29 protein-coding genes and 2 pseudogenes are annotated in these 24,611 nt (G+C 32.1%); 12 read left to right on the top strand and 19 right to left on the bottom strand.

Annotation, left to right across the window (positions count from 1 at the left end; all coding sequences use genetic code 11):
- Positions 1–1,311: 1,311 nt before the first annotated feature.
- Entirely contained in the window at positions 1,312–1,506 is a 195-nt protein-coding gene (locus tag AC3WVA_RS11885) for a hypothetical protein (RefSeq protein WP_048529091.1), read from the bottom strand.
- A 23-nt stretch (positions 1,507–1,529) separates the two neighbouring features.
- Positions 1,530–1,751, bottom strand: a pseudogene (locus AC3WVA_RS11880) (phage terminase small subunit-related protein); the annotation flags it as partial.
- A 168-nt stretch (positions 1,752–1,919) separates the two neighbouring features.
- Between AC3WVA_RS11880 and AC3WVA_RS11875 the strand changes: the two are divergent.
- From AC3WVA_RS11875 to AC3WVA_RS11855, 5 genes are all read left to right on the top strand, one after another.
- Entirely contained in the window at positions 1,920–2,078 is a 159-nt protein-coding gene (locus AC3WVA_RS11875; RefSeq protein WP_180235633.1) for a hypothetical protein, read from the top strand.
- A gap of 106 nt (positions 2,079–2,184) precedes the next feature.
- Complete coding sequence (locus AC3WVA_RS11870) at positions 2,185–2,322, top strand: DUF3956 domain-containing protein (RefSeq protein WP_048529087.1); 138 nt, start codon at positions 2,185–2,187, stop codon at positions 2,320–2,322.
- A gap of 464 nt (positions 2,323–2,786) precedes the next feature.
- A complete protein-coding gene (locus AC3WVA_RS11865) occupies positions 2,787–3,071 on the top strand; it encodes a DUF4183 domain-containing protein (RefSeq protein WP_001123247.1) in 285 nt (94 codons plus the stop codon).
- Positions 3,072–3,478: 407 nt separating this feature from the next.
- Positions 3,479–3,943: an exosporium protein D gene (locus AC3WVA_RS11860; RefSeq protein ID WP_071757827.1), complete on the top strand. Its 465-nt coding sequence runs from the start codon at positions 3,479–3,481 to the stop codon at positions 3,941–3,943.
- Between the two features lie 476 nt (positions 3,944–4,419).
- Positions 4,420–5,148: a glycosyltransferase family 2 protein gene (locus AC3WVA_RS11855; RefSeq protein ID WP_492321926.1), complete on the top strand. Its 729-nt coding sequence runs from the start codon at positions 4,420–4,422 to the stop codon at positions 5,146–5,148.
- Here the strand turns inward: AC3WVA_RS11855 and AC3WVA_RS11850 are convergent.
- From AC3WVA_RS11850 to AC3WVA_RS11835, 4 genes and pseudogenes are all read right to left on the bottom strand, one after another.
- Positions 5,143–5,379: pseudogene (locus AC3WVA_RS11850) on the bottom strand (MFS transporter); the annotation flags it as partial. The gene AC3WVA_RS11855 and the pseudogene AC3WVA_RS11850 overlap by 6 nt on opposite strands.
- A 139-nt stretch (positions 5,380–5,518) precedes the next feature.
- Positions 5,519–5,935 (bottom strand): MarR family winged helix-turn-helix transcriptional regulator, encoded by a 417-nt coding sequence (locus AC3WVA_RS11845; protein WP_048529079.1) that lies wholly within the window; start codon positions 5,933–5,935, stop codon positions 5,519–5,521.
- A gap of 115 nt (positions 5,936–6,050) precedes the next feature.
- On the bottom strand, positions 6,051–6,656 hold the full coding sequence (locus AC3WVA_RS11840) for a PRK06770 family protein (RefSeq protein WP_098345672.1): 606 nt from the start codon (positions 6,654–6,656) through the stop codon (positions 6,051–6,053).
- A gap of 101 nt (positions 6,657–6,757) precedes the next feature.
- Positions 6,758–7,531 (bottom strand): HAD family hydrolase, encoded by a 774-nt coding sequence (locus AC3WVA_RS11835; RefSeq protein ID WP_098345671.1) that lies wholly within the window; start codon positions 7,529–7,531, stop codon positions 6,758–6,760.
- A gap of 311 nt (positions 7,532–7,842) precedes the next feature.
- Here AC3WVA_RS11835 and AC3WVA_RS11830 point away from each other — a divergent pair, with 311 nt between their 5' ends.
- Entirely contained in the window at positions 7,843–8,604 is a 762-nt protein-coding gene (locus AC3WVA_RS11830; protein WP_071759371.1) for an arginase family protein, read from the top strand.
- A gap of 37 nt (positions 8,605–8,641) precedes the next feature.
- On the opposite strand, the gene AC3WVA_RS11825 is transcribed toward AC3WVA_RS11830, so the two are convergent.
- Entirely contained in the window at positions 8,642–9,301 is a 660-nt protein-coding gene (locus AC3WVA_RS11825; protein WP_141539650.1) for a nucleoside/nucleotide kinase family protein, read from the bottom strand.
- 4 nt (positions 9,302–9,305) lie between these two features.
- Positions 9,306–10,196, bottom strand: a complete 891-nt coding sequence (locus tag AC3WVA_RS11820) for a CPBP family intramembrane glutamic endopeptidase (protein ID WP_098345670.1) — start codon at positions 10,194–10,196, stop codon at positions 9,306–9,308.
- Positions 10,197–10,567: 371 nt separating this feature from the next.
- On the opposite strand from AC3WVA_RS11820, the gene cspD reads away from it, so the two are divergent.
- Together cspD and AC3WVA_RS11810 are read left to right on the top strand one after the other, a co-directional pair.
- Positions 10,568–10,771 (top strand): cold-shock protein CspD, encoded by a 204-nt coding sequence (cspD, locus tag AC3WVA_RS11815; RefSeq protein ID WP_000176368.1) that lies wholly within the window; start codon positions 10,568–10,570, stop codon positions 10,769–10,771.
- 86 nt (positions 10,772–10,857) lie between these two features.
- Complete coding sequence (locus AC3WVA_RS11810; protein WP_000286198.1) at positions 10,858–11,043, top strand: cold-shock protein; 186 nt, start codon at positions 10,858–10,860, stop codon at positions 11,041–11,043.
- A 38-nt stretch (positions 11,044–11,081) separates the two neighbouring features.
- On the opposite strand, the gene AC3WVA_RS11805 is transcribed toward AC3WVA_RS11810, so the two are convergent.
- Positions 11,082–11,633 (bottom strand): GNAT family N-acetyltransferase, encoded by a 552-nt coding sequence (locus AC3WVA_RS11805; protein WP_048529068.1) that lies wholly within the window; start codon positions 11,631–11,633, stop codon positions 11,082–11,084.
- 373 nt (positions 11,634–12,006) lie between these two features.
- Between AC3WVA_RS11805 and AC3WVA_RS11800 the strand changes: the two genes are divergently transcribed.
- Entirely contained in the window at positions 12,007–12,555 is a 549-nt protein-coding gene (locus AC3WVA_RS11800; protein WP_098345669.1) for a hypothetical protein, read from the top strand.
- Positions 12,556–12,759: 204 nt separating this feature from the next.
- Here the strand turns inward: AC3WVA_RS11800 and AC3WVA_RS11795 are convergent, their stop codons facing one another.
- From AC3WVA_RS11795 to AC3WVA_RS11775, 5 genes are all read right to left on the bottom strand, one after another.
- A complete protein-coding gene (locus AC3WVA_RS11795) occupies positions 12,760–14,160 on the bottom strand; it encodes a protoporphyrinogen oxidase (protein WP_492321925.1) in 1,401 nt (466 codons plus the stop codon).
- A 60-nt stretch (positions 14,161–14,220) separates the two neighbouring features.
- Positions 14,221–14,949 (bottom strand): alpha/beta fold hydrolase, encoded by a 729-nt coding sequence (locus AC3WVA_RS11790; RefSeq protein WP_098345667.1) that lies wholly within the window; start codon positions 14,947–14,949, stop codon positions 14,221–14,223.
- A 114-nt stretch (positions 14,950–15,063) separates the two neighbouring features.
- Positions 15,064–15,213 (bottom strand): aspartyl-phosphate phosphatase Spo0E family protein, encoded by a 150-nt coding sequence (locus AC3WVA_RS11785; RefSeq protein ID WP_048529060.1) that lies wholly within the window; start codon positions 15,211–15,213, stop codon positions 15,064–15,066.
- Positions 15,214–15,379: 166 nt separating this feature from the next.
- Positions 15,380–16,327 carry a hypothetical protein gene (locus AC3WVA_RS11780; RefSeq protein WP_098880966.1) on the bottom strand — a complete coding sequence of 316 codons (948 nt, stop codon included), beginning with the start codon at positions 16,325–16,327 and terminating at the stop codon, positions 15,380–15,382.
- 25 nt (positions 16,328–16,352) lie between these two features.
- Positions 16,353–16,913 carry a helix-turn-helix domain-containing protein gene (locus tag AC3WVA_RS11775; protein ID WP_098345665.1) on the bottom strand — a complete coding sequence of 187 codons (561 nt, stop codon included), beginning with the start codon at positions 16,911–16,913 and terminating at the stop codon, positions 16,353–16,355.
- 171 nt (positions 16,914–17,084) lie between these two features.
- On the opposite strand from AC3WVA_RS11775, the gene AC3WVA_RS11770 reads away from it, so the two are divergent.
- Entirely contained in the window at positions 17,085–17,972 is an 888-nt protein-coding gene (locus tag AC3WVA_RS11770; RefSeq protein ID WP_098880967.1) for a DMT family transporter, read from the top strand.
- Between the two features lie 38 nt (positions 17,973–18,010).
- Here AC3WVA_RS11770 and AC3WVA_RS11765 read toward each other — a convergent pair whose 3' ends face one another.
- From AC3WVA_RS11765 to catA, 4 genes are all read right to left on the bottom strand, one after another.
- Positions 18,011–18,523, bottom strand: coding sequence for a GNAT family N-acetyltransferase (locus AC3WVA_RS11765; protein WP_098345663.1), 513 nt, complete (start codon positions 18,521–18,523; stop codon positions 18,011–18,013).
- Positions 18,524–18,676: 153 nt separating this feature from the next.
- Positions 18,677–19,603 (bottom strand): GNAT family N-acetyltransferase, encoded by a 927-nt coding sequence (locus AC3WVA_RS11760; protein ID WP_088315610.1) that lies wholly within the window; start codon positions 19,601–19,603, stop codon positions 18,677–18,679.
- Between the two features lie 51 nt (positions 19,604–19,654).
- Complete coding sequence (locus tag AC3WVA_RS11755) at positions 19,655–20,182, bottom strand: GNAT family N-acetyltransferase (RefSeq protein ID WP_098345662.1); 528 nt, start codon at positions 20,180–20,182, stop codon at positions 19,655–19,657.
- Between the two features lie 335 nt (positions 20,183–20,517).
- Entirely contained in the window at positions 20,518–21,168 is a 651-nt protein-coding gene (gene catA, locus AC3WVA_RS11750) for a type A chloramphenicol O-acetyltransferase (protein WP_098345661.1), read from the bottom strand.
- Between the two features lie 199 nt (positions 21,169–21,367).
- On the opposite strand from catA, the gene AC3WVA_RS11745 reads away from it, so the two are divergent.
- Positions 21,368–21,550: a DUF4021 domain-containing protein gene (locus tag AC3WVA_RS11745; protein WP_098345660.1), complete on the top strand. Its 183-nt coding sequence runs from the start codon at positions 21,368–21,370 to the stop codon at positions 21,548–21,550.
- 47 nt (positions 21,551–21,597) lie between these two features.
- On the opposite strand, the gene AC3WVA_RS11740 is transcribed toward AC3WVA_RS11745, so the two are convergent.
- On the bottom strand, positions 21,598–23,829 hold the full coding sequence (locus AC3WVA_RS11740; protein ID WP_098880968.1) for an MMPL family transporter: 2,232 nt from the start codon (positions 23,827–23,829) through the stop codon (positions 21,598–21,600).
- A 122-nt stretch (positions 23,830–23,951) separates the two neighbouring features.
- Between AC3WVA_RS11740 and AC3WVA_RS11735 the strand changes: the two genes are divergently transcribed.
- On the top strand, positions 23,952–24,569 hold the full coding sequence (locus AC3WVA_RS11735) for a TetR/AcrR family transcriptional regulator (protein ID WP_492321924.1): 618 nt from the start codon (positions 23,952–23,954) through the stop codon (positions 24,567–24,569).
- The last annotated feature ends 42 nt before the right edge of the window (positions 24,570–24,611 follow it).

Genomic DNA, 24,611 nt, shown 5'->3' with positions numbered 1-24,611 from the left:
AGCCGTCCAATAGGACGGCTTGTTTTTACTTCACATACACATAGGCTTCATTTGCATTTATATAATATGTTTTTCCTTCGCTATTGTGAAATATACATCCAAAAAGCGTACTCAAAGATAAGATATTATTTAAAATGAGAATATTTTTCTTCAACTAGTATTTGTTGATCAATACCGGAACTAGTAGTTCTCTCCACTACCTCTTAAAAATTAGCATAGCTTGTATGAATTCTATATCTAGTAGAAAGCTCTCTATTATATAAAAATATAATAATAGGTTAATAAACAAGCGTTCTTTTTACTAAAACATAGAATAATATGAACCCTAATCGAAGGGAGGTATAAAAAATGTCCTGGAATATTGATTGCTGGAGTTCTAAGAAAAATCATTGTTGTGATGATTGGTGGAAATCTAAAGATAAGCACAATTGTAATGACGATTGGTGGAAATCTAAAGATAAGCATCATTGTGATGACGATTGGTGGAAATCTAAAGATAAACACCATTGTGATAATGATTGGAAGTTTAAGCGAAATAAGTGTCGTTGTAAATGTTTCTTTATTTGTTGTCATTGTAAAAAGAAACATTGTTAAATTTTTCAGTGCCAGCTTATAGGCAAAGAACATGTCCTATGAACTGATAAATACTAGATTATAATAATTAAAAAGACTGTCTCTAAATGGGATGGTCTTTTCTATTTCTTTCTTAAATAACTATACTCTATTATCCAAGCCCCCTCCTACCTTTCGAATAGCATTTACTAAAAAGGAGGTGCGTAATTAATATGTCAAACTATTATTACAACCGTTCAAATAAGTGTTATCGTAAAAAGCGAAAAAATGCGACTGTGATTGTCATTATGCACCTCGCTACCAAGCGTATACATCCGGCCCTTATACTGTAATGCTGATACTGATTTTATTCTAGTTTTTGCACTTAATCAAACAGACAAGCCTCAAACTCTAACTATATCGGTACAAAATTATCAAGATACTTGCGAGGCCAATGTATATCCTTTATAAGGATATCTTTGTGGGGAGTTAATTAACAATGATAACGGCGGTTCAGATGATGAAGTACGCAGTGGGGATGGTAACGGAGGATGTATCTATTGTGAGCCTGAAGGCGTAAACTCGTTTATTGGATCAGTAACATTTACAATTCCACCTCGGCAGTTGTTTAGCGTAAGGGGGGGACCGCAAGACTTGTATCAACCGGTAGACCCACATTACGTAGTTCGGGTGACAATCTAAATACAAACCGTATTCAAAGTTCATAAGCGTAATTTGATGGAAGCAGTTCGCATTTACCTAAGCCATATCAGCTTCTTTTATTATTTTTGGATCTACTCGTAAATGGATTCCCTTCTTCAAGCTTGTAATCGTAATGTTGTTGCATTTTATGTTATCGTTGTAAGACATTGGTGTTGTAGCTTCCATAAGAATCTCTGTACCTGTCCATCCACTTGTCGCATGTTTACCAAGTATATTAATATCTTTCAGCATGTGATCTTTTCCCGTCAGCTCTTCTTGGCTTTTGTCTCAGGATTTTTAACATGAGTAATGCTACTTTTCGCAATAGTAACGTTACCTTTTAATTGTTCTTCCCATTTATCTTGCGATCTCCACTTTCTAATTTGAGATGGCTTCAGGTTTAATTCCTTTGCAATCTCAACAAGTGCCTTCTCACCATTGCTTGCTTTTTATATTTTAAATGATTTATCACAGTCTGGACTACGCTGTCTCCCCATCTACATTTCACCTGCCACCTCACGTTTGAATTTTATATTTCCATGATTTCATTCCTTACTCTAATCACTAAATGAATCTTATTTTAAAAATATTTCTCGTTTATTTGTTACCACTTTCCTTTTGGTCTGTATATAGCAATGTAAAACTAAATTTACAGGAGAGAAATCATGAAACTAAAAATCAAGACACTAAACGGATTTAAATTAGATTTTTACATTTCACCAGAGTTTATTAGCACTATCGGATTATCCATCTTATATCACCATCTAGCAGGAATCATTTCATTCTTGCTTTTTCCATTCGTTGAGTTCTTTTGTTTGTTTTAAATAGGTTAGGTTAATCTATTAATTCTATTAAACTCATCAGTTCAACTATTACATATTAACGTTTCTTTCATATATTATAGTAGATTGTTAGAAAGGAGGCGTAACCATGGATAGTTGCGTTGTGTTTGTAAACGGACAACCTTTATTAGTTCTTTCAGTAGCTGGTATCGAAATTGCTAGATTAGAGATTTCTCTTCAAGTAGCATTAGCTTTAAGAGTGCTTGGAATACCAATCTGCGATTAATTACCGTACCACTAAAAAAAGAGGGCATTAGCTCTCTTTTTTATTTTCCCGTTATCTTTCCTTAACAACAAAAAAACGCTAACCAAGTTCATGGCAGCGCCTACAATAATATTTATTTACTCCCTTCTTCATATTATCTACTACATTTTTAGCGAGTTGTTCTGTTCTTTCTTTACTTAAATTAGGAGCATTAACAGTCACACTATAATTAGTTGTCTTTGTTTCTGTTTTTCTCGATTTTAAAGTAGCGTAGATAATTGCTGTCCCCACACAAACACATGTTATTTTAATTACGTTGTCTAATACTAATGATGACCACATTAAGAAATCAAACTCATAAGAATTATACTTTTTTACTAGTATACAAGCCGTCTCTTTTAAAAGAAGCACAACATAGAATAAAATACAGGACAAGCCTTTCAAAAAAATTGTCTGAGTTTATTCTCAAAAAGAGGTGAACATAAATGCCTATCGTTAAGCCTTTTATAGCTGGAAGACGGTTTGTAAGTACAGCTGCTACAGGGACTGCTGCTGGAGCGGATTTAACTTTTGCTAACACAGACTTCACTGATGACACTGGTGCTGTAACAACATTCCCTGCTTCTTATGCTTTTTTAACGCTTTATATTAATGGTGTTATTCAAACAGGTGATACTATTACTGGTGTGACTACTACAGCTGCTACTATTGTAGGAGGAGCTGTCCTAGATGGAGGAACTCCTATCGCAATCGAATTTACAATAACGTAAATTTAGTTATCTTTTTAGAGGTTTCATTAAAAGAAACCTCTAATTTTGAAAACTGAAATTCATTTTAGTAGCAACTACATAATACAGTTCATATACTAGTATAGGATAATTGGTATTTATACTCACTCTCAAAAAGAGCACTTATATGGTGCTCTTTTCTCTTGTTACGAAATACAAATCTTTTTATAAAACTGTACCTCTCTAAAAACCATACATACAATATGATGTGAAACCTTTTGTCTAAATAAGCCTTGGTCATAAAGCGCCTTCCTCCAAAGGCGCTCTTTAATTTTCAAATAACATTTTCAAGTAATTACGAGAGCGGATTTTATTATGTTGTACAAGCACTACTTCGCTTTATTAAATAGAGTATATAGACATCTAAAAGAAGGGAGCTTTAAATTCATATGGCTGATTACTTTTATAAAGATGGTAAAAAGTATTATAAAAACCAACCGCATTCGGACCATCAAAAAAATAACTGTTTTGTTGAGACCCATACAATTAGTGGTTCAGGAGAAAATTTAAATGGAAATATACCTATATCTATTGACCTCCTAAATACCACTCCACAAACAGTATTTGAAGATTTCACCAACAATCACAATAAAACATTAATTCAGTTATTCATTGTCGGTATGAGTGCACCCGTTCAAGTAACTATTCTAACAAGAAGATCTAGCATACCAATTACTACTACATTACAACCCGTTCAAACAAAAATATTTCAAGTTGAAGATTTTCAAAGTCTTACTCTTACAAAGCAGGAAGGTCCTACTAGTGTAGTTAGTTTATTTATTCAGAAAACATTTTGTATCTGCTGTAACGATAATAACAATTCATGCGGTGAATATTACCACGAGTGCAATTAATAGATTAAATCACCAAAAGGACCCTTTATATAAAGGGTCCTTACACTTCTCTCATTTTCCCCTTTTTTATTAAAAATTTTTAAACATCTTAATACTATAGATACACCAAGGTTGAATACGAATAACCATTTTGTTTTTCTTATTCACGGAGCAGTTAGCTTTTGCTAGCTGCTCTTTTATTTCGTTCCAGTTCTCTCCTCTTAAAGAACTCTTTAACTGCGTTTTCCCAATAATTACATATATCCTTTCCCCTTTTCTACAAAGTGAAGTTTTTATGTAAATGTTTTTTTACACACTTTTATGAACTGAACATATATTTATATAGACAAGTATTATACATTTCCTTTTTGGGTTTTAATGCTCATATTATAAATAAAACAAAAATATTTTAGCTGCTTTTATAAGGAGGTGTTTTTATTAATACAACTGTAATTTCTCATTTTTATAATGAAGAGTATCTACTCCCTTGGTGGTTAATGCACCACACAAAACTATTTAATCACGGTATCCTTATTAATCGAGGATCTACTGATCGTTCAGTAGAAATATGTAGATTATTTGCACCTCGTTGGGAAATCCGAGATTCAAAAGTATTAGAGTTTGATGCCTTATTAGTTGATCAAGAAGTAATGGAAATAGAAAAAGAAATTTCGGGATGGAAAATGGTTTTAAATACCACTGAATTTCTTTGCTGTTTTGATAAGGAAGCCTTTTTCTCTTCTCTTGCTACTTTAGGAAAAAACATGTATTCCATTAGGACTATTCTGATGGTGGATGAACCTTCTCACGGTTATACCAATCCGAGATACGGTATTCCGCTAGTCAAACAGCGTTATCATGGGATAATAATCCACCCTAATCCACCTGCCCCTTACTACGGTGGTAGATTCCTCCACAATTACTCGGAAGGTAACTATTCCGTGGGGCGACATTGGTCGTTTCATCCATTTATCGTTTACATGTATCCTGCTTTTATTTTAAAATTCTTTTATAGCCCATGGAATAAAGTTATGAAAAATCGAAAATTACAAATTGGTCCGACTCTTTCTAAATATAGCATCCAGCATGGCTTAGGTACTCATCACCTAGCAACACTTGATGAATTAGAAAAAAAATATATATCTTTTGCTACCTCAACTATTGATCTTCGATTAATCCCTGAATATCAAGTTTTATTTCCAGATTTATGTTTTCCTAACTATTAATACATCTAAAAAGAACATTCGTTTCCTTCCAACTCTATCAGACATTGGTCCAAATAAAGGTGCAGTTATTCCATAACAAAGTGCATAACTAGTAATTAATAGCCCTCCACTTCCATCAGGAATACGAATTGTTTCTGTAATAGCTGGTAATAGAGGTGCCACTAATAATGAATCTAACCCAACAAAAAAAGCTACAGTTGCCAAAATACGTATCATCCACTTTAACTCCATATATACCCCCTTTATTTCATATATGAAATAATTCTTTATTTTTATCCCCTCTTCTTTTTTTTACCGCATCGATTTTTATTTCATATATGAAGTATTTATATAAATAAAAATGTAACAGCGTGTTACATTTTTATTATATTTAATTCAAATGCTTCTTCCACTTTAATAGTAAAGCATCTAAATGCTCTTCTTCTTCTTTCGTAAAACAACCACAGTTTTCTTTTAAAAAATCACTATATTGCACATCTACTTGCTTTTTTATTTCTTCACCTTTTTTAGTTAAATAAACGAGCGTTTCACGTTGGTCATTTGGATTCTTCTCTGTCATAACGTAACCATCACGCTTCATCCGTTGAATCATTGTTGTCATATTACTTGGGACACACCCCATGTTTTCAATTAACTTTGACATAGATACTTTCCCAGATTTTGCGAGTACCTGAATCACTCCAAATTGTACGTAACTTATATCATATTGCTCAATTGCCCTATCTAGATTTTTTTGGAGTAAATGATAAACATCACGAATATTTGCGTAAAGCTCCCTGTTATTCATATGTATATTTAAGCCCCTCTAATTTATTTCACATATGAATTATATTTCCATTTATTTCTTGTGTCAACAAAAACACCTTTGTCATTATAATGACAAAGGTGTTTCAACATAGCTCTTATTTATTAGCCTGTCCCCCACCTGCAATTAATTTACTACCTGAATATGTACCTTTTTGCATAAACAGTTGATTAATTAACTCTTTTTGTTCCGCTTCTGACATTACACCTTTTCCTTCACCTAAATTCCCGCTTTGTAATTTCCAAATTTTATTGTGATCCACGTCAACTTTTTCATATTTCCCTTGTTTCCATCGTTCTAAAATATCCACATATGTACTTTTTTGTGCAACATCATTACTATTTATAATCTCAAGTAAACTTTCAATACGCTCTTGTGTGATTAAAATATAACCCCACTTTTGATCAGCTTTCGTTTTTTGATGTGCCATTTCATGTAATGCTGTCTGTATGTTCTCATCTGTCCACTTGAAATTTTTATTAAAACCGCTATTTGGTATTGAATGATTGCCATTTTCTAAAAGCTTTGCATCTTCAGCTTTTACATTACTATCAGCTAGTACTTCGGCTGCCGGAGCTGCTGGTGATGCCTTTTTCGCAGCTGGTTTACTATTATTCAAATAATATAGCATACCATATGTTACACCTACGCCGATTATCGCCATACCAGCTATAATACCTATTATTTTAAATAATGTTTTCATCTTACTTGTTTCCTCCCACATGCCTCATTCATAATATCTGTTTATCAAAAACAGATATAGCATCTCTTTTTTCACAACCTACCGCAATTTATTTTTTTATACTATTTTACATAAACATAACTTTCACTTTCTAAAAATATAGCAACTCCATCCTCATCGTTACTTTTAGCAATAAATTTAGCGACTGCCTTTAATTCCTCAACAGCGTTGCTCATCGCTACACCAACCCCACATTTCTCTATCATTTCCATATCATTGTAGTCATCCCCAAAGGCAATTACTTCAGATACGTCTCGATTTAAGTGCTGTAAAACATGTTGAATACTATTCCATTTTGAAACTTCTGCATGCATAATTTGACACAATGTCCCGTCATCTGTAATTACCGCCTTGCATTCACGAGGCAATTCTTTAATAAACTCGTTGTTTATTGAGCCTTTAGTACAAATAATTGCTTTAGAAGCTTTTTCAAAGTCTAAATCTCTTACATCCATAATTTCACATGGTACATTACCAAAATAATCAGTAACATCAAAATTTGAATACAACTTATCACCTATTTCAAGACAAATCTCATGAAGATTATACTTTTTTGCTATTTCTATAATTTCTAAAATGTTATTTTTAGAAATCTTCATTTCATATAAAATATCCTTACCTTTAAGAACTAAAGCCCCGTTATAACAAATTATAATTTCACTCTTTAACACGTTAGGTATATACTGTTTTACAGCTCTTGGCGGCCTTGCTGTAGCAAAAATCAATTCGTCTCCATTATTTTTACATTCCCTTAAAATATTTATAGATTTCTCTGAAATTGTTTTATCGCTTCTTAATAAAGTCCCATCAAGATCTGAAATAATAATCTTTTTCATACTTACATTTATTCTCCTTTCACAAATAATAACTTGAAATATTAATTATTCGTTGAATTAACTGAGCTTTTGCTGATAGTTATTCTTTATCTACTTTTTTTCTCAATTCCATTTCAAGTCTCATTTTCATTTATTACATAGTTTCTATTTCCTGAAACACATACATATTTCCTCATATTATATTTCTTTTCTTTATAAATTGAAAGATTATTCTGTAAAAATAACCCATCTATTTCAAATCCACCTCTAAGCATTTCGTTTTAAATTTATAAAAATATATGCTAGCCTACATATAAAGGAGATGAATAAATATGAGTTTATTGTATAGTGGTTTAACTTTTTTAAACTTTGACGATACATATTTATTACAAAATAAACTTCATTCTTATTCACATGAAGATATTGATTTTAGTCATTTAGAGCACGCAAACCTGTATTGCGAGCCTCCTTCTTTACTGCGGATAAAACAGGAGTTAAACCGTAGAAAGCAAAAAGGAGTCACTTTTATCGGTTCTGGAAATTATCATTATGTATCTTATTTACTACTAAAAGAAATAGATGAGCCATTTACCCTTATTCTATTTGATCATCACACTGACATGAACTTAAAAGAAGAAAATGAACATACTCTTATTTCTTGCGGGTCATGGGTATCGTTCGCTCTTCAAAATAACCCGAAATTAAAGAAAGTAATTATTATTGGACCTTCTTCTTTAACAATTCATTCCAACGATTATTCATGCGTTGAAGTGTTCCCAATAGATACATCAAACGAATTATCTACACATACAATACTTTCGCATATTCATACAAACACTATATATGTAAGCATCGATAAAGATGTTTTAGACTCAAAAGTAACTATTACGAATTGGGATCAAGGACAAATGGAACTCTCTACACTTTTAAAATGTATTCATTCTCTTATTAAGAATAAAAACGTCTATGGTATCGATATTTGTGGTGAACTACCAGTTTATCCTTCTCAGCTCTTTCTAGCTAAATATACAAATGCTATTAAAAAAAATGAAAAAGCAAATTTACAAATTTTAAATTCAATATATAATACATAAAAAACGACGGGCACCTTATAAGGGCTCGTCGTTTTTTTTATGCACGTTGTTCTTTTAACCACTTCGTAATCGCGTCTAACCTCGAAACATCAAAACGGCTCTCTTCACACACATGTAAACAGTTCAAACTGTTTACAATTTCTAATTCATTCGATTTTACACTTTTCGCGTCAATCATTTTGCAGTACCCGTCTGTAACGGTATTTAAATTTTCATAATAACGTTGAAACGATTTTGATATATGTAAATGTTTTTCAAAGTTTCTTCTTCTTTTTGTCTCGTCAGATTCTTTCCGCTTTCTCAGTTCTTCATCATTTGTATATAAATAAAAATATTGATCGGGAAAACCAATTTCCTTATTGATCAGCTTTTCTTTATAAAAGTTTTCTATTAAAGATAATGGCTGATCAAATATATCAAAATGGAAACACCAATTATAACTAAGTGGCTGATAAATATCGCCATCAAGTATTACTAATTCATATTGCTTTGACTTCTGCACTGCTATTTTCCAGCGCTCTACTTGCTTTTCAAAATACCATGTTCTATGTTCGTTTTTTGGTCTTTCAAATAATCCATTCACTTCAGGTATAATGTAAGCACCATAATTTTTTTCTAACTCACGACACGTAGTGCTCTTACCAACCGCACTTGCTCCCTCAAACGCTATAATCCCCATAATTTCTCCCACTTTCATTAAGTTAATCTCTTTGCTTCACTTTTCTCCCCCATAACTGTCTCCATAAAACAATTGAAGCGATCGAAAGCAATATTGTCGTTATGATACTCCCCTCAATCCCGAACGAACCTCCATGAAGGAATTCCGATCCGTTTGTGACAGGTTTAAAAAGTGGTGTAGAATACATTGCCATTCCACTAACTGCAAAACCAAATACGTTATATTGTGCCCAATTCCAAATGGAATGCCATGCACATATCCCCCAAAGACTACTGTCTTTCAAAACGTAAAAAGCTGCAAATACACCAACTAATATTATATTCGATATTGAAAGAATTGTAATACCTGGATTTAGTAAATGAAGAAAACCAAATAAAAAAGAAGTAACAACAATCCCAATCCATATACGGCTCCTAACAGAAAGAACTGGAAATAACCAACCTCTAACAACGATTTCTTCTGTTGCACCTTGTATTAAAAAAGCAACTAAAGATCCTGTAATTCCAAGTATAGCTGTTGGTGTAATTTGTTGCATTTGTAATTGTACATTTCCTGTTAATAGAAGGAGCAGGACTGGTATTGAAATGAAAATAAAACCTAATAATGCACCTCTCAAATATTTTCTAATCCACTGGTTTTTCCAAAAGCCAATGGATGAAACTGATCTTTTCTCTACAAATCTAATCCATAAAAAAACAAAAAATATAGCTCCGCCAAACGTCAATATCATCTCAATATCACTATAGATTGCCTTCATTAAGCCCGTCTTTGCTTCCGGTAAAAACAGTATAAATAACATGAACAATTCACCTAAAGTTAAAAATACAATCGCAAGTATGACAGCGAATACCGGATGAACCTTTCTTCTTCCTTCTTTAGCGGCTTCAATTATTTTAAATTGAGTAAATTGCAATATTCTCGCCTCCTTAACAAATATATCAATACTATATATCGTTTTTCTAATACAAATTCCTAATAAAAATGTCCTTAGTTTAGCATAAACCCAAATTAGGAATAATATATAAATAAAAGAGATGACTTTGTGCGTTTTACTATTATCACCAAGATTATTCACTGGTATTACCAGCACTTGCTATTTCCCACCATTTGTTGTAAGATAGTAATTAAGGTCAATTTAACAATATATTTTCTTTGCATATTATCAAGTATCAATCAGGAACATTTTGTACTACTTATTGGTTTTTGATAATATGTGAACTTTTATTTTTCATTCAAATAAGGCCGATCATATTGTAATCTTTTTAAATTTTAGGAGGCATTACCATGACATTAACAGGTAAAGTAAAATGGTTTAACAGCGAAAAAGGTTTCGGTTTCATCGAAGTTGAAGGCGGTAACGACGTATTCGTTCACTTCTCAGCTATCACTGGCGACGGCTTCAAATCTCTTGACGAAGGTCAAGAAGTTAGCTTCGAAGTTGAAGACGGTAACCGTGGACCTCAAGCTAAAAACGTTGTAAAGCTATAATTCAAACAATAAAAAGGTTGTTACCAGCACGGTTAACAACCTTTTTAATATATAACTAAAATTTTTTACATAAAAGGAGTGGTTACATGTATCGCAATCGAAAGAACGATGTAGCAGAAGTACCACCAGAACAAACCCCTGTTTGGGAATGTGAAGCAGAGGATTGTTTAGGGTGGATGAGAAAGAACTTTTCATTTGAAGAAGAGCCTAAATGCCCTTTATGTAAAAGTAGCATGAAAAGCGGAGAACGTTTATTACCTAAGTTAGGTTAACTTTTACTTAACCCCTCTTTTATAAGAGGGGTTTTTTGTTATAAATTTATTTCTTCTACATCCGTTCGAACTATAGAATACAGCAGTGCATCATGTTGCTTATTTCCTTGATGAATATATCCACGTAATAGCCCTTCCTTATGAAACCCTATTTTAGATAACATTTTACAAGAAGTAACATTTTCAGGGTATGTAATAGCTCCAATTCTAAATAAGCCTAAATCTTGAAATCCATAATGAATAATTTCCTCGGCCGCTTCTGACGCATAACCATTGCCCCAATAACGAGGATGTAAGTCATATCCAATTTCAGATCGTTTACTCCATAGTTGTAAATTATTTAATCCAATTGTACCTACTAAAGTATTAGTTTCTTTTAATACAATCCCCCATCGTATCGCCTTTTTCTCAAAATAATTTTTTGAAAAAGATTCAATCATACGTGAAGCTTGTCCAAACTCCGTAAAAGAATTCATACCGTAATAACATGTTACCTCATCTAATGAAAAGATTTCATATATTTTTTGACAATAAGATTGTTCTATTTCAACTAAACGCAAACGTTCAGTTTCTAATATAGGAAATGCCATAGAATCATTCCTTTCTTTCTACTCATTCATTATAGCAGAAAAAACATTTAAAATTAGGAAAGTCCTTAATGTCCCATTAATCAAATATTTCAAGAGAAGCTTATTCTCTTAATTCAATACGAACTAAGAGTAACCCTTCTTGCTTTTATATGATTTAAAAAATAAAGAGATGATCAAAATAGTATGATCATCTCTTTATTCTCTAATTTTAAAATTAATTGTATTATTTTCACCTCCATCACTCCGCTCATAATAATATGTCTTATTAATTCGATCCCTTGCCCACTTTTCCCATCTAAAACAACACCCTACCCCATACATTTATGGTAAAATATAGTTAAAATATAATTTGTTATGGAGGTGTATATTTTCTATGTATATATTCATCGGTTTATCCCTCTTACTCATCTTACTTATATTTTTATTTGCAAAAAAGTTCGCTCCAAACTCATTTATGATGACTAGTTTTAAAGGTAATAGCTTTAAAACATTTTCAATCAGCATTTTAATCGCCGCCACTCTTTCACTTTCCTACGGAATCTATCACGCAGCAACATATCAACCTAAACATTTAGATATCAAAGTTCAAAATCAAAACTTTACTGTTTTCGGTAATATTGGAGAACTTGGATATTTCTCCGAAGAGTTACTAAAAAAAGATACAGCAGTTGAACTACATTTTGCCTCCTGGGAACAAATGCAATTAAATAATCCAGAAATAATAGTAAACTATCCTTCAGGAAAACAAGAATCATGGAAACCGAACATAACGTTACTTCCTGCTAATACATTAAAAGAGAAACACGGTATAAAAGAACTTTATCAACTCTCTTCTTATTCATTTAAAGAGTCCGGGAATATAACATTAACGATTACTGAGAATAATACAACTAATAAAAAAATCTCCATTCAAGTGAAATAAAGTGAAACTTTAATCAGTGGGGGGGTTCTTCATCCCCCACTGATTATCAGCCCTCACCAATCGGACTTTAATGGGCAGTTTATCCCCCACCTAACTTCTTTACTTTCGCTGAATTTTGAGGTGGGGGTCTTACTGCCCATTAAAGTGGGATAAATAAAATGTCCCTCCAATATACTGAAGGGACATTTTATTTATATATGTATTCTATTTTGAAGGTTCCTTTAATGTTGCAATTATTTCATTTGCAGTGTTCTTTCCATTTCCAATACATGCACCAATTCCGACACCGTAATATGAAGCACCAGCTAAGTATACATTCGGATAAAGATCCGTCATTTTTTCTTGTAATGTTTGAACCGCTTGATTATGTTCTAAATGATATTTCGGCATTAAATCTTTCCAATTTGTAACTTCAACTACTTCTGGTTCACCTTTAATTCCGAGACTCTTTTCAATATCATATAAAGCGACTCGTACTAATTCTTCTTCACTATAATTTTTAATCGTTTCATATACTGGATTGGTACTTTTATAAAACATTCGTACTAATAGCTTTTGTTTTCCAGATGTATGTTTCCACTTCCTGCTTGTCCATGTACAAGCATCACAATGTAAATCACTATTTTCCGTTACGATAAATCCTGTGCCATCTGCCGGTAATTGTTCATCTAATATGTCAAATCCTAAATAAATACTTATAAGAGATGAATTTTTAAATGTATGAAACTGCTCATTTAACTCATTACACTGTAATAAGGATTCTGCGATATCATGCGGAGCTGCCAAGACAACATAATCAGCTTGGATAGATTCATGATTGGCAAAGGAGATTTCATAGCGATCACCTTGTTTTCTTACAGCTGTCGTTACAGTACCTTTCTTAACAACTGTCTCAGTCAGCACTTCTTCTAAACGATCAATAATCGTAGATAGTCCGCCTTTAAATGATACGAACTTTTTGTTTCCTGCTGATTGAAACTGTTTTTTATTCTCTTCAAAACCTTTAATAATACTTCCATATTTATTTTTATAATCCAGTAAATACGGTAATGTCGATGCCATAGTAAGTTCATTCAATTTACCGGAATATACACCTGAAAGCACTGGGGCGATTTGTCTTTCCACTAACTCTTTCCCTAAAAAGCTTTCTAAAAACACAGCAAGTGAAGTATCTTTTGTAAACTCTTTATTTTTCGTTATGAAATCTTTTAAAGCTACGATTTTCCCCTTCGTTGATACTAGCGTACTGCTAAACAATGATCGGGCACTCATCGGTATCCCAAATATAGTATCTGAAGGGATTGGATGTAAAATATTATCAGAATATATGTAAGAAATACCTGTTTCGTTATACACCATTTCTTCTTCTAAATTTAAATCTTTTACAAGTGGCATAACATGTTCATTACGAGCAACGATAGAATCCGCTCCTGATTCCATAATAAAATCCTTTTCTTCTACACTATGGATTTTACCACCTAAGTACTCTTCTTTTTCTACAAGGATTAAATTTAAATCGATATTATTATCCTTTTTTAATTTTTCTAAATAAAACATAGTAGAAACTCCCGTTATACCTCCACCGATAACAACAACTGTTTTCATATGTGCTGCGCTCCTAACCGATACAATTAATAATTCCTTTCTTATTATACCCAAAAGTCCTTATATTCGACTAGCAGCTTGCGCATTCTGTAAGAAATTAGACAATATATTCGAATATACTCCTGGTTGATCATTATGTACTAAATGACCGGCAAACGGAATAACAGCAATATGAATGTTGTTATTTAATTGTTTGAACGTTGTAGCAGCTACAACTTCATCTTCTGAATCTCCCCCAGCAATACAAAGTGTAGGTACTTGAAGATTAGCTACATCACCGGTTTCTTCGAATGGGTACCAACCTTTAACTTGCCACGATTCAAGCAATGCTTTCCAATCGCTATTTTCATGAATTTGATTCATATACGTTACTACTTCTTCATTTTCCATCAGTTGCTCATGACAATTCGCTTCATACTCCTGAGACTGCTCCCAATTTTCTCTCTTAACTGGAAAGATACCTGAAAAAGTTAATGTTCTCACTCTTTCTGGATAGTTTTTTGCAAATAATAAAGCGATTAATCCTCCTAGGGAAACACCAGCTATATGACATCTATCAATTTGTAAATGTACTAACGTATCATGTAAATCCTCTACGGAACTTAGGAAATAATTCTCCAATGTCCCCCCTGACTTTCCATGCCCTCTTAAATCAGGACGAATGACTTGATAATTTTGTTCTTGAAAAAATGCTACCTGCTCTTCGAATTCTACTAAACCTGTCATACCACCTGAATGTAAAAGCACCATTGGTTCCCCTTCACCTGAAATATGAGTATGTAAAATCATATTTACCCCTCCTTAAAAACTGAATATTCCATCTATCATAAGTATATAAAATATACATTTGAATTTCCAAATAAAAAAGAACTATAACATTTTCACATCATGTCATAGTTCTTTCTATTTTAAAAACATAAAGTAATTAATCAGTTTGTCTAATTCTTGGCTTAATGCCAATACTTTTTCATGTTGAATTCCGTAATCCGATACTAAATATAAAAGTTCTTCTTTCTTTATTTCAATTGCTTTTTCTAATTTTACTAATTCCATGTCGTTTTACTTCTCTCTCCAATACTAAAATATATGTATTTTAGTATAGCCTATTTACATAATTAGTAAAAGTAAAATAAGCATGTAAAATCTTACAAATATAAAAATAATATACTATCAACAAAAAATTTTAAATTTAACCCTTTATACAGATCATTAAACTTCATTACGTATTAATAACAAATCGGAATTTATCTAATGTAATATCTTTATATTCCGGAACCCTCTTTATATGATCAAAATAACTATATGAGAATTTAAAAACATGCCCAAAATCCCAATTAAATGCACTATAGTCTTTTAGCCAAAATTGATTTTCTGTTGGTAATACATGAGCACGTTTAGATTCGATTAAAGGTAAACGATCTATAGGTGAGTGCAAGTTTATTTCAGTATTCGGCATAAGATTTTGACTAGCACGTAACACGTATACTAGCTTTAACAGTGGTCGTATCCCTCGATGAAATATATCACTATGCCCTAAGTCATACATTATATTAATTGCATGAGAAAAAGTAAGTAAATGACCAATTAAATCATGGTGTGCTTCCGCTCTATAAATAAGATTAAATTGCGAGAGCTCCTTTAAAATAAACTTAGATAATTGTTTCGGATTTCTTAATTCATTTACTATCTCATCATTTATATGTAATTGTTTTACTTCCTTTGTTGTAAAACCAATCCATGATCTACCTGGAATTGTTTTTCGAAACGATAATATAAGATTAGTAATCCCTTCAATCTCTTGATTATCTCCCCATTTTTGTAACTCTTTTATAGCTAATAAACTTAATGCAGCATAAATGACATTATGCCCCACCCAATGAAGTTCATCAATTGTTTGTTCCAATGATTTTATAATCATTTTTTCAGCACTTTGAAAATCAATTTCTTCTTTACTATCAATTATTCCAACTAGTTTTTGATTGTTCAACATCATTTTTGTTTGAGAATACATACTACGAGTAATCTCTTCTTCCATATTGTTATCTTTGATGAAAAAATAACTAGCAATTGCAGCTGCTCCGAAATGTGCATGCCAAATATCATTTGTTTGTCTTTTACATTGAGAAATAATTGAAAGGCCATCTCTTAAAACAGTTTTATTTTCCATCTTTTTATCCCTCATCACTTTATACTCATCCTAAAGATGGCGTCAATACAAATAAAATATGATTAGATTCATCACTTTTATTTAAAAAACGATGTTTCACATTTGGCGGAATACGTACAACATCACCTGCTTCTAAAAAATACTCTTTTCCTTCTAATTCCACATACACTTCCCCTTTCATAACAACAGCAATCTCTTCCTTATCTTCATGTGAATAGTGACTTTCCGTTGTATTTGCTTTTTTATTTAAATCCATCATTAACATTTCAATACGCGCTTTCATAAAATCTGGTGTTAATACATCATATACAATGTGATCATTATTTTCTCGATATACTTTTTTTCGATCTTTTTTCTTAGATATGAGTGAATCTGTATCGATTTCATTAATAAAAAGTGTAAATAGTGGTACATTTAATGCTTTCGCAATTAATTCCAATACATTTAAAGAAGGATTTGCATATCCTCGTTCAATTTGACTAATTAATGAAGTACTAATCCCGGCATAATTAGCAAATTCACGAATCGTCATATTATTTTTCTTGCGATAACTTAATACAGTTTGTCCGAGTCTATCATGTATCATTGTAAAAACTTCCTTTCGTCCATCATATTGCATGTTTCATTACATTTGTGCTGACATAGTAAACAAAGGCAAATAATCCTTTCCTAACTTCTCAGGGACTTATATACTAACCTTTGTACATTATATCGTATCAAGTTCATTATAATAAACATTCTATTGGAGGGACAAACTGTGAAATCACCTATTCTTTCATATTGCATATTATTTTTCGGCGTATTCGCCCTATCAACTTCAGCAATTTTTGTAAAATTAGCAGATGCTCCTGCTGCTATCAGTGCTTTTTATCGATTATTCTTTGCTGCACTAATTCTGTTACCCTTGTTACTTTTTAATAAAAATAATCGAAACGAGATAAAAACAGTAACAAGAAGACAATGGGGATTCGGATTCATATCTGGGCTATTTTTAGCTGCACATTATGTACTTTGGTTTGAATCATTACAATATACTTCTGTAGCAAGTTCTACAGTTATCGTAACGTTACAACCTTTATTTTCAATGATTGGTGGTTACTTTCTAGTTAAAGAGAGATTTACAAAAGGAGCGATTATTGGTTGCCTCATCGCTATTTCAGGAAGTATCGTTATCGGATGGCAAGACTTCCAAATTAGTGGAGAAGCTTTGTACGGGGATATTTTAGCGTTTATTGCGGCCGGAATTATTACAGCTTACTTTTTCATTAGCCAACATGTTCGTAAAGATGTATCACTTATTCCGTATTCGGTAATTAGTTATGGAAGTAGCGCCTGTTTTCTCGGTATATTTGCTTATATGCAAAATGAATCTTTCATTCACTACTCTACACAAACTTGGCTATGCTTTACTGGCTTAGCGTTTGTTGCTACGATTTTAGGTCAAACGATATTCAATTGGTTATTAAAATGGATGAGTGCTACTGTAATCTCTATGAGTATTTTAGGAGAAACAATTGGAACTTGTATATTAGCGTACTTTATATTAAATGAGGCTATTTCAATACAACAAGCACTAGGTATTTCAATTATTTTCATTGGTTTAGCATTATTTTTAATGCAACCAAAACTGCCTAATCACAACTAACAAATAAAAAGCATGACATTATACTGTCATGCTTTTCACTATCCGTTATGTACGATTAAACCATCAGGTCTAAAACGACTCATCATAATTTCATTAATAAACTTTCCGTGAGCCTTCAAATTCCCTATCTTTACTCCCTCTTCTACAAATCCGAATTTTTCATATAGCGATTTCGCTTTCGGATTCGTTTCTAAAACACCTAGTTCCACTCGCTCTAACATTAACCAATTATCCGCCAAATCAAGCATTTTTGTAAGAAGTGCTCTTCCAATGCCCTTATTATGATATTCACTATCTACCCCTATAAACAAATCACCCGAATGAGATCTACGCCCAGAACTTTGGGTTAACCCAACAAATCCAACAACTTCTCCATCATACTCTGCAACAAATTCATATTGATTTGGCGCTAAATTACGAATTCTATTTTCCATCGCATCCACACGCATGCTCGGTAAAAAAACCATATAAGGTAAAACGTCATCTTGTATACATATACGATGAATTGCTCTAGCATCTTGTATTTCTACCGCTCTTAGTTTAATCTCCATATTTTCTCCTCTCCATATTCATAACAATACATATCCATTCTAGACCCCTGGGTGAAATCCCTTCCCTTCTATATTTCTTTATGTTATTTTTACACAATTATTTCAGTATAAAACCCGATTTACGAACAGCATATCTACTCCACACAATACAGGTTAACTTTTTACTTTATTATATAACTCAAGTAGATTTTCAACTGGAATACCATTTATTTTCATACCGGATATGTCACAATTTTCTATTTCAATATTTTTCAGATTACTATTACTAATCGTACTACCTTCTAAATCACATCTATTAAATGAAATAGGATCTTTATCTTCTCCGAGATTTGTATCTTTAAATTGAACTCCACCTAAAGTCACAAAATCAAATTTACTACCAGAAAGATTTAAATCTGCATATGAAGAATTTCTAAAATTTATATTTCTAAAATTTGATTGACTCACATTACAATTACTCATCTTCAGATTCATCATATTGCTACCAACAAAGGAACCGTTTTTTAAATTCACTTGATAATACTCTGTATTTGCTAGATTACAGTTTTCGTATTGGCTATTTTTCATATCTTTATTTTTTATTAGGTCTTCTTCAGCTGAATCTACAGTGATTCTTTTTACATAACAATACTCATCTTCAGATTTAAAAATTATTTCATAGCCCATTTTTTTATAAAAATAATGATTATTTATTTGTCTACTAGATGTTTCGAGATCCCAAATCCGTATGCTCGGATATACCTCTTCTATTAATTTAATAACAAATGACCCAATCCCTTTTCCTTGATAAACAGGATCTACAAAAATACGATCAATTCGACCGTATGACTTACCGGAGATTGTAACTATAATTCCACCGATTATTTTTTCATCCACTATCACTTTGAAAGAATCTAGCTCTTCAATCGAATATTTCATCATTTCTACTGAAGAATATCCTGGTGGTTGGATGTTATAGTCAATAACATCACCTTGAACGGATAGCCATCGTTTTGCTTCTTCATCAAATGTTTTTGTCATTATCTCTGTTAACTTTTCGGCATCTAAAATTGTAGCTTTTTCTATAGATATTATTGTCATTTTATTTTCCCCTTCATTGTTACAAGCCAATAACTTTTATGAACGAAATAGTTATTCAGTTACTTTTACTTTTAAATATTTCCCCATTATTACATATGGAACATCATTTTCACTTGGATGAAATGGCTCTAATACATCCACCCAATCTAATCTTTTATATAAAGAACGCGCCTTTTTATTGTTTATTTGTGTTGTTAAAATACTTGTTCTATTTGAAATACCTTCTAATAATTCATTATGTAATCTCGTTCCAAGTCCTTCATTTTGATATTGTGGGTGCACTGCTAACTCTACAAATTCAAAACAATCTTCTAACCATTGCTCTATTTGTCCAAAATTTAATGATTTTCTCATTAATTGATTATAGTACTGTCCTTCTAATGAACGATAACCATAAGTAAAACCAACAACTTCATTTTCCTTATTTATTGCTACTATACCTTTAAAATCTGCATATTCTATATGTCTTTTAATTCGCTCAATCATTTCAGTAAAATTTGTTTTCTCAAATACTTTACAATATAACTGTGCCATATTATTGATTAAAACCTCATCCTTTTCAATACGTAAAAATTTCATTCTACCTCCCCCTTCTATTAAAACCGATAAATCATTTAACACATATAGTTATTTAAAAATAGAGAAATTTTAAACTGATCATCTCTTTTCTATTAAACTATAAATATACCTATATTTTCCACACAAAAAAAAAAAAAAAAAAAAAAAAAAAAAAAAAAAAAAAAAAAAATAGAATAAAGGTATAAAAAGAAGAGCATCTGTAAAATATACAGTGAACTGCACCCCAATTGTTAGACTATGTCTAACAATTGGGGTGCAGTTCACAGATGCTCTTCTTTTTTATTTTCTACTTTATCGATTAAATAACAAAACCTATTCTCGCTAAAGAATAAAAATTAGTTAAGCCATTCGTTACAATTACTAATCAGCTGCTGTAAATCCTCTAGGAATCGACTCGCATGATATCCATCACAAACCGAATGATGTACTTGTAATGAAATTGGTAGCATAACCTTATTCTCTTCGTTAAAATATTTCCCACAAGTTATAATCGGTAATAGAAAATCACCATCATTATTAATATTTAGATTAAATCCAGTAAAACTAGCCCAAGGTATGCTAGAAATCGGAAAAACATTGGGAGGAATGTTTTCTTTCGTGAAGAGACCATGAACATTAGTATACAACCTCATATCCTCTTCATAGTTTTTATAGAAGATGTGAAAATCACTAGAACAATCCGTCCATATACTTGAAAAAGACTTATCATCTTTATGGAAGATTGTATAACTTGGGATCATTTCCTCCCAATATCCTAAAATTCCTTCATCGTTAAAAGATGTTCGAAATTCTTTATGATTATTTACTACTTTAGAAATTAAATATATAAAAACGGGATAAAATTTTATTCCCTTTTGATGTAATTCCTTTAATAACCTCGTGATATCAACATTCACAGTCATACTAAACGTACATTTCAACTTTAAATAATGTTCAAAATACTGCTCTCTATTCCAATTTTCTCTGTCAATTATATGAAACCTCATTTTAATAGCCTCCTAAAATGTCATTTTATTTTAGAAGGCTAACTTTCTTGTTTTCACCACACCTATTCACTCCTTACAATTTAAATTTATCTACAAGTTTTTATTTAATTATATAACGTCTGCAAAAATCTATTCACATATTTCTAGAAATACAACCACATACTATACATAAATCAGATAAAATTTGGAGGATGCCTACATGAATAATAAAAATGTAAATAAAAAAGAAAATGTTACCGAAAACGCTACACCTATTCAAAATAATAATACTGCAAACCTTAATATCGAAGAACAAGCAATGAACGGCTTATATGGAATGCCAGAAACTGCTATTGAAGATGCTGATCATACTGAAACTGAAGATTTTACTTCAAAAAATTAAGGTACTACATAGAAAAAAGCCAAGGAAAATTTCCTTGGCTTTTTTAACTATGCATCCACCTTTTGTACTTCTTCACTTTTTCTTGAAAGCTTTCCTGGCCAAAAAGCAAAGCGTCCTAGAACAACTGTAATTGCTGGTACAAGTAATGGTCTAACAATAAAGGTATCTAGTAATACACCAATTGCTGTTACAATACCAAATTGAACGAGAACTTGAATTGGAAGTGTACCTAATACCGCAAAAGTTCCTGCTAAAATTAAACCTGCTGATGTAATGACACTACCTGTTTGTATAACCCCATTTTTTACTGCGTCCAAATGATTTTGTGTCTTTCTGTTTTTCCATATTTCTGAAACCATAAAGATATTATAATCTTCACCTAAAGCAACCAAAAATACGAATGCATATAACGGTATCGCACCTTGAATGGCCGGTGCCCCCATACCATAATGAAGTAATAACCATCCTGCTCCTAATGCCGAGAAGAATGATAATACAACCGTTACAATTAAATAAACCATCGCAACAATTGATCGTAAGTAAACAAGTAATAATAAAGCTATAATACTAATCATTACTGGAATGATAACTGCTTCATCACGTTCCGTAATTTGCTTTGTATCATATAATGACGCTGTTTCTCCGCCAATCCATAGTTGATTTTCTGCATTACTAATCCCAGCATCTTTTAATACTTTTTCTACACTGTTTTTCAATTTAGGAATTTGATCTAACGCTTCAATTGAGTATGGATTTTCAACTAAAGAAACCTCATACATTTGTATTTGCTTATTTTCTTTACCCTCTTTTGGGTCTTTAACTGTATTTACAAAAGAAAATTTCTCTAGTTCTTCTTTTATAGGAAGCTCTTTTCCTTTCGTATCAACAACAACTTTTACTGGTGCTAATTCACCAGCTGAGAAATGATCACTAATTAACGTAAATCCTTCGCGTGAAGGCATATCTTTAGGGAACGATTCTAATAAGTCATATGTGTATTGAATACGTGGTACAAATGATGCCAATCCACCTAATACAAATACAGTGAGCATAATTATTGTCCACGGTCTTCGTACTACAACATCTCCAAGTTTTTTACTAAAGGCACCTTTTGATTTTTTAACTTTTACTACTTTCTTTTTCTTTCTTATCAATTCCTCATTCATCGAAGTTGTTCTCGGTATAAATGGGAAGAATGCAGCTCTACCGAAAATTAATAATAACGCTGGTAAAATCGTTAAAGCAGCAATTCCCATTATAAATACAGCAACACTAAATGGCACTGCAAATCGATGAAAGGCACCATAATGAGCAAGTAATAATGTTCCTAACCCAAGTACAACAGTTAACGCACTCATTATAATTGCTCCGCCAGAAGCTTTAATTGCAAGTTGCAATGCCTTATATTTACTTTCTTCTTCTAGCAAGTATTCTCGATATCTCGAAATTAAAAATAGACAATAATCCGTCCCAGCACCAAACAATAGTACAGTCATAATTGATATCGCCTGTGCATCTACTTTAATCCATCCATGATCAGCTAAAAAACCAAGAGTCGGACTAATAATACCGTATGCAAAGCCAACAACAAGTAAAGGTAAAATTGCTAATATTGGTGAACGATACAGTAAAATTAATAGGACTAATACGAGTAGTACAGTTGCAATTAATAATTTCACATCTGCTTGACTAAACAAACTAACTGCATCTGTTTGAATGCCTACTGGTCCAGATAATCGAACATGTAATCCAGAATCACTTATTTTTTGTTTAAATGGATCTCCATCGACCTTACTATTCACTATCTTTCTTAAATCATCAAGATTTCCTTTTAATATATCTGTTCCAGCAGCCTTGTTAAAGAATACTGGTGTAACAAATGATGTACCATCTTTTGATGCACTTTTTGATAATACTTGTTCCGGGATTGTATCAAATGGTGGTAATGTTGATTGTTCTATTAAAGGACTAGCCTTTAACTCTTTATAAACGTCTTGTATGAGTTTATAATCCTGCGACTGTAATCCACCATCTCTATACCATACTACTAATAAAGGATTCCCTGCATTATTCGGAAACTCTTTTTTCATAAGTGCTTCCGCTTGCTGCGACATAGCTGTTTCTGGTAAATTTTTCGGATTCGGTTCTTTCGTACTATTTACTTGTGGTAACGTAAATGAAAGTAGTAATGTAATAAGAATCCATACCGATAAAGTTATCCATTGCGTATGCTTCCCTGCTACAAGCCTCCCTAACATATGTAACGGATGCTTTTTCATAAAAACCCACCTTTCTTTTCTCTTCCACCATTAATTATATATACTGGTCGGTTAATTAATCAAGAATGAATAAAAATTTGTGTTATAATTATCTCAACAATACATGTCAGGAGCGAATAGATTTGGAACAAAAACAACGTCCTCTTGGAAGGCCTCGTCAAAATAAAAATACAAAATCTACAAAAGAAACCATTTTAGAAGTGGCAACTCGGCTATTTCTTACTCAAAATTATCAAGTCGTTTCCATGGATGAAGTCGCAAAAGTTTGTGGTGTTACGAAAGCAACCGTCTACTATTACTATTCAACAAAAACAGATTTATTTACCGCTACTATGATTCAAATGATGGTACGTATACGGGAGAATATGTCGCAAATACTCTCTACAAACAATACTTTAGAAGAGAGATTATTAAACTTTGCTAAAGTTTACTTACATGCCACAATGGATATCGATATGAAAAATTTTATGAAAGATGCAAAACTGTCGTTATCTGAAGAACAATTGAAGGAATTAAAAAAAGCTGAAGATAGCATGTATGAAGTGTTAGAAAAAGCACTCGCTAAAGCGATGCAATTTGGAGAAATCCAAAAAGGAAACCCTAAATTTGCCGCTCATGCATTCGTATCTTTATTATCAATTGGGAATTTTAAAGATGAAAATGACAATCCTATTCTTACAAATATAGATGAATTAGCACAAGAAATCGTTTCTTTTTATTGGAACGGATTAGGACGTTAAAATTACATGGGTTTCCTTTAATAAAAAAGCATGTTTGTATTT

Source organism: Bacillus sp. EB106-04-02-XG92, assembly GCF_058791995.1.
The sequence above is the reverse complement of the archived record's forward strand: the minus strand, read 5'-3'. Positions and strand labels throughout refer to the sequence as shown.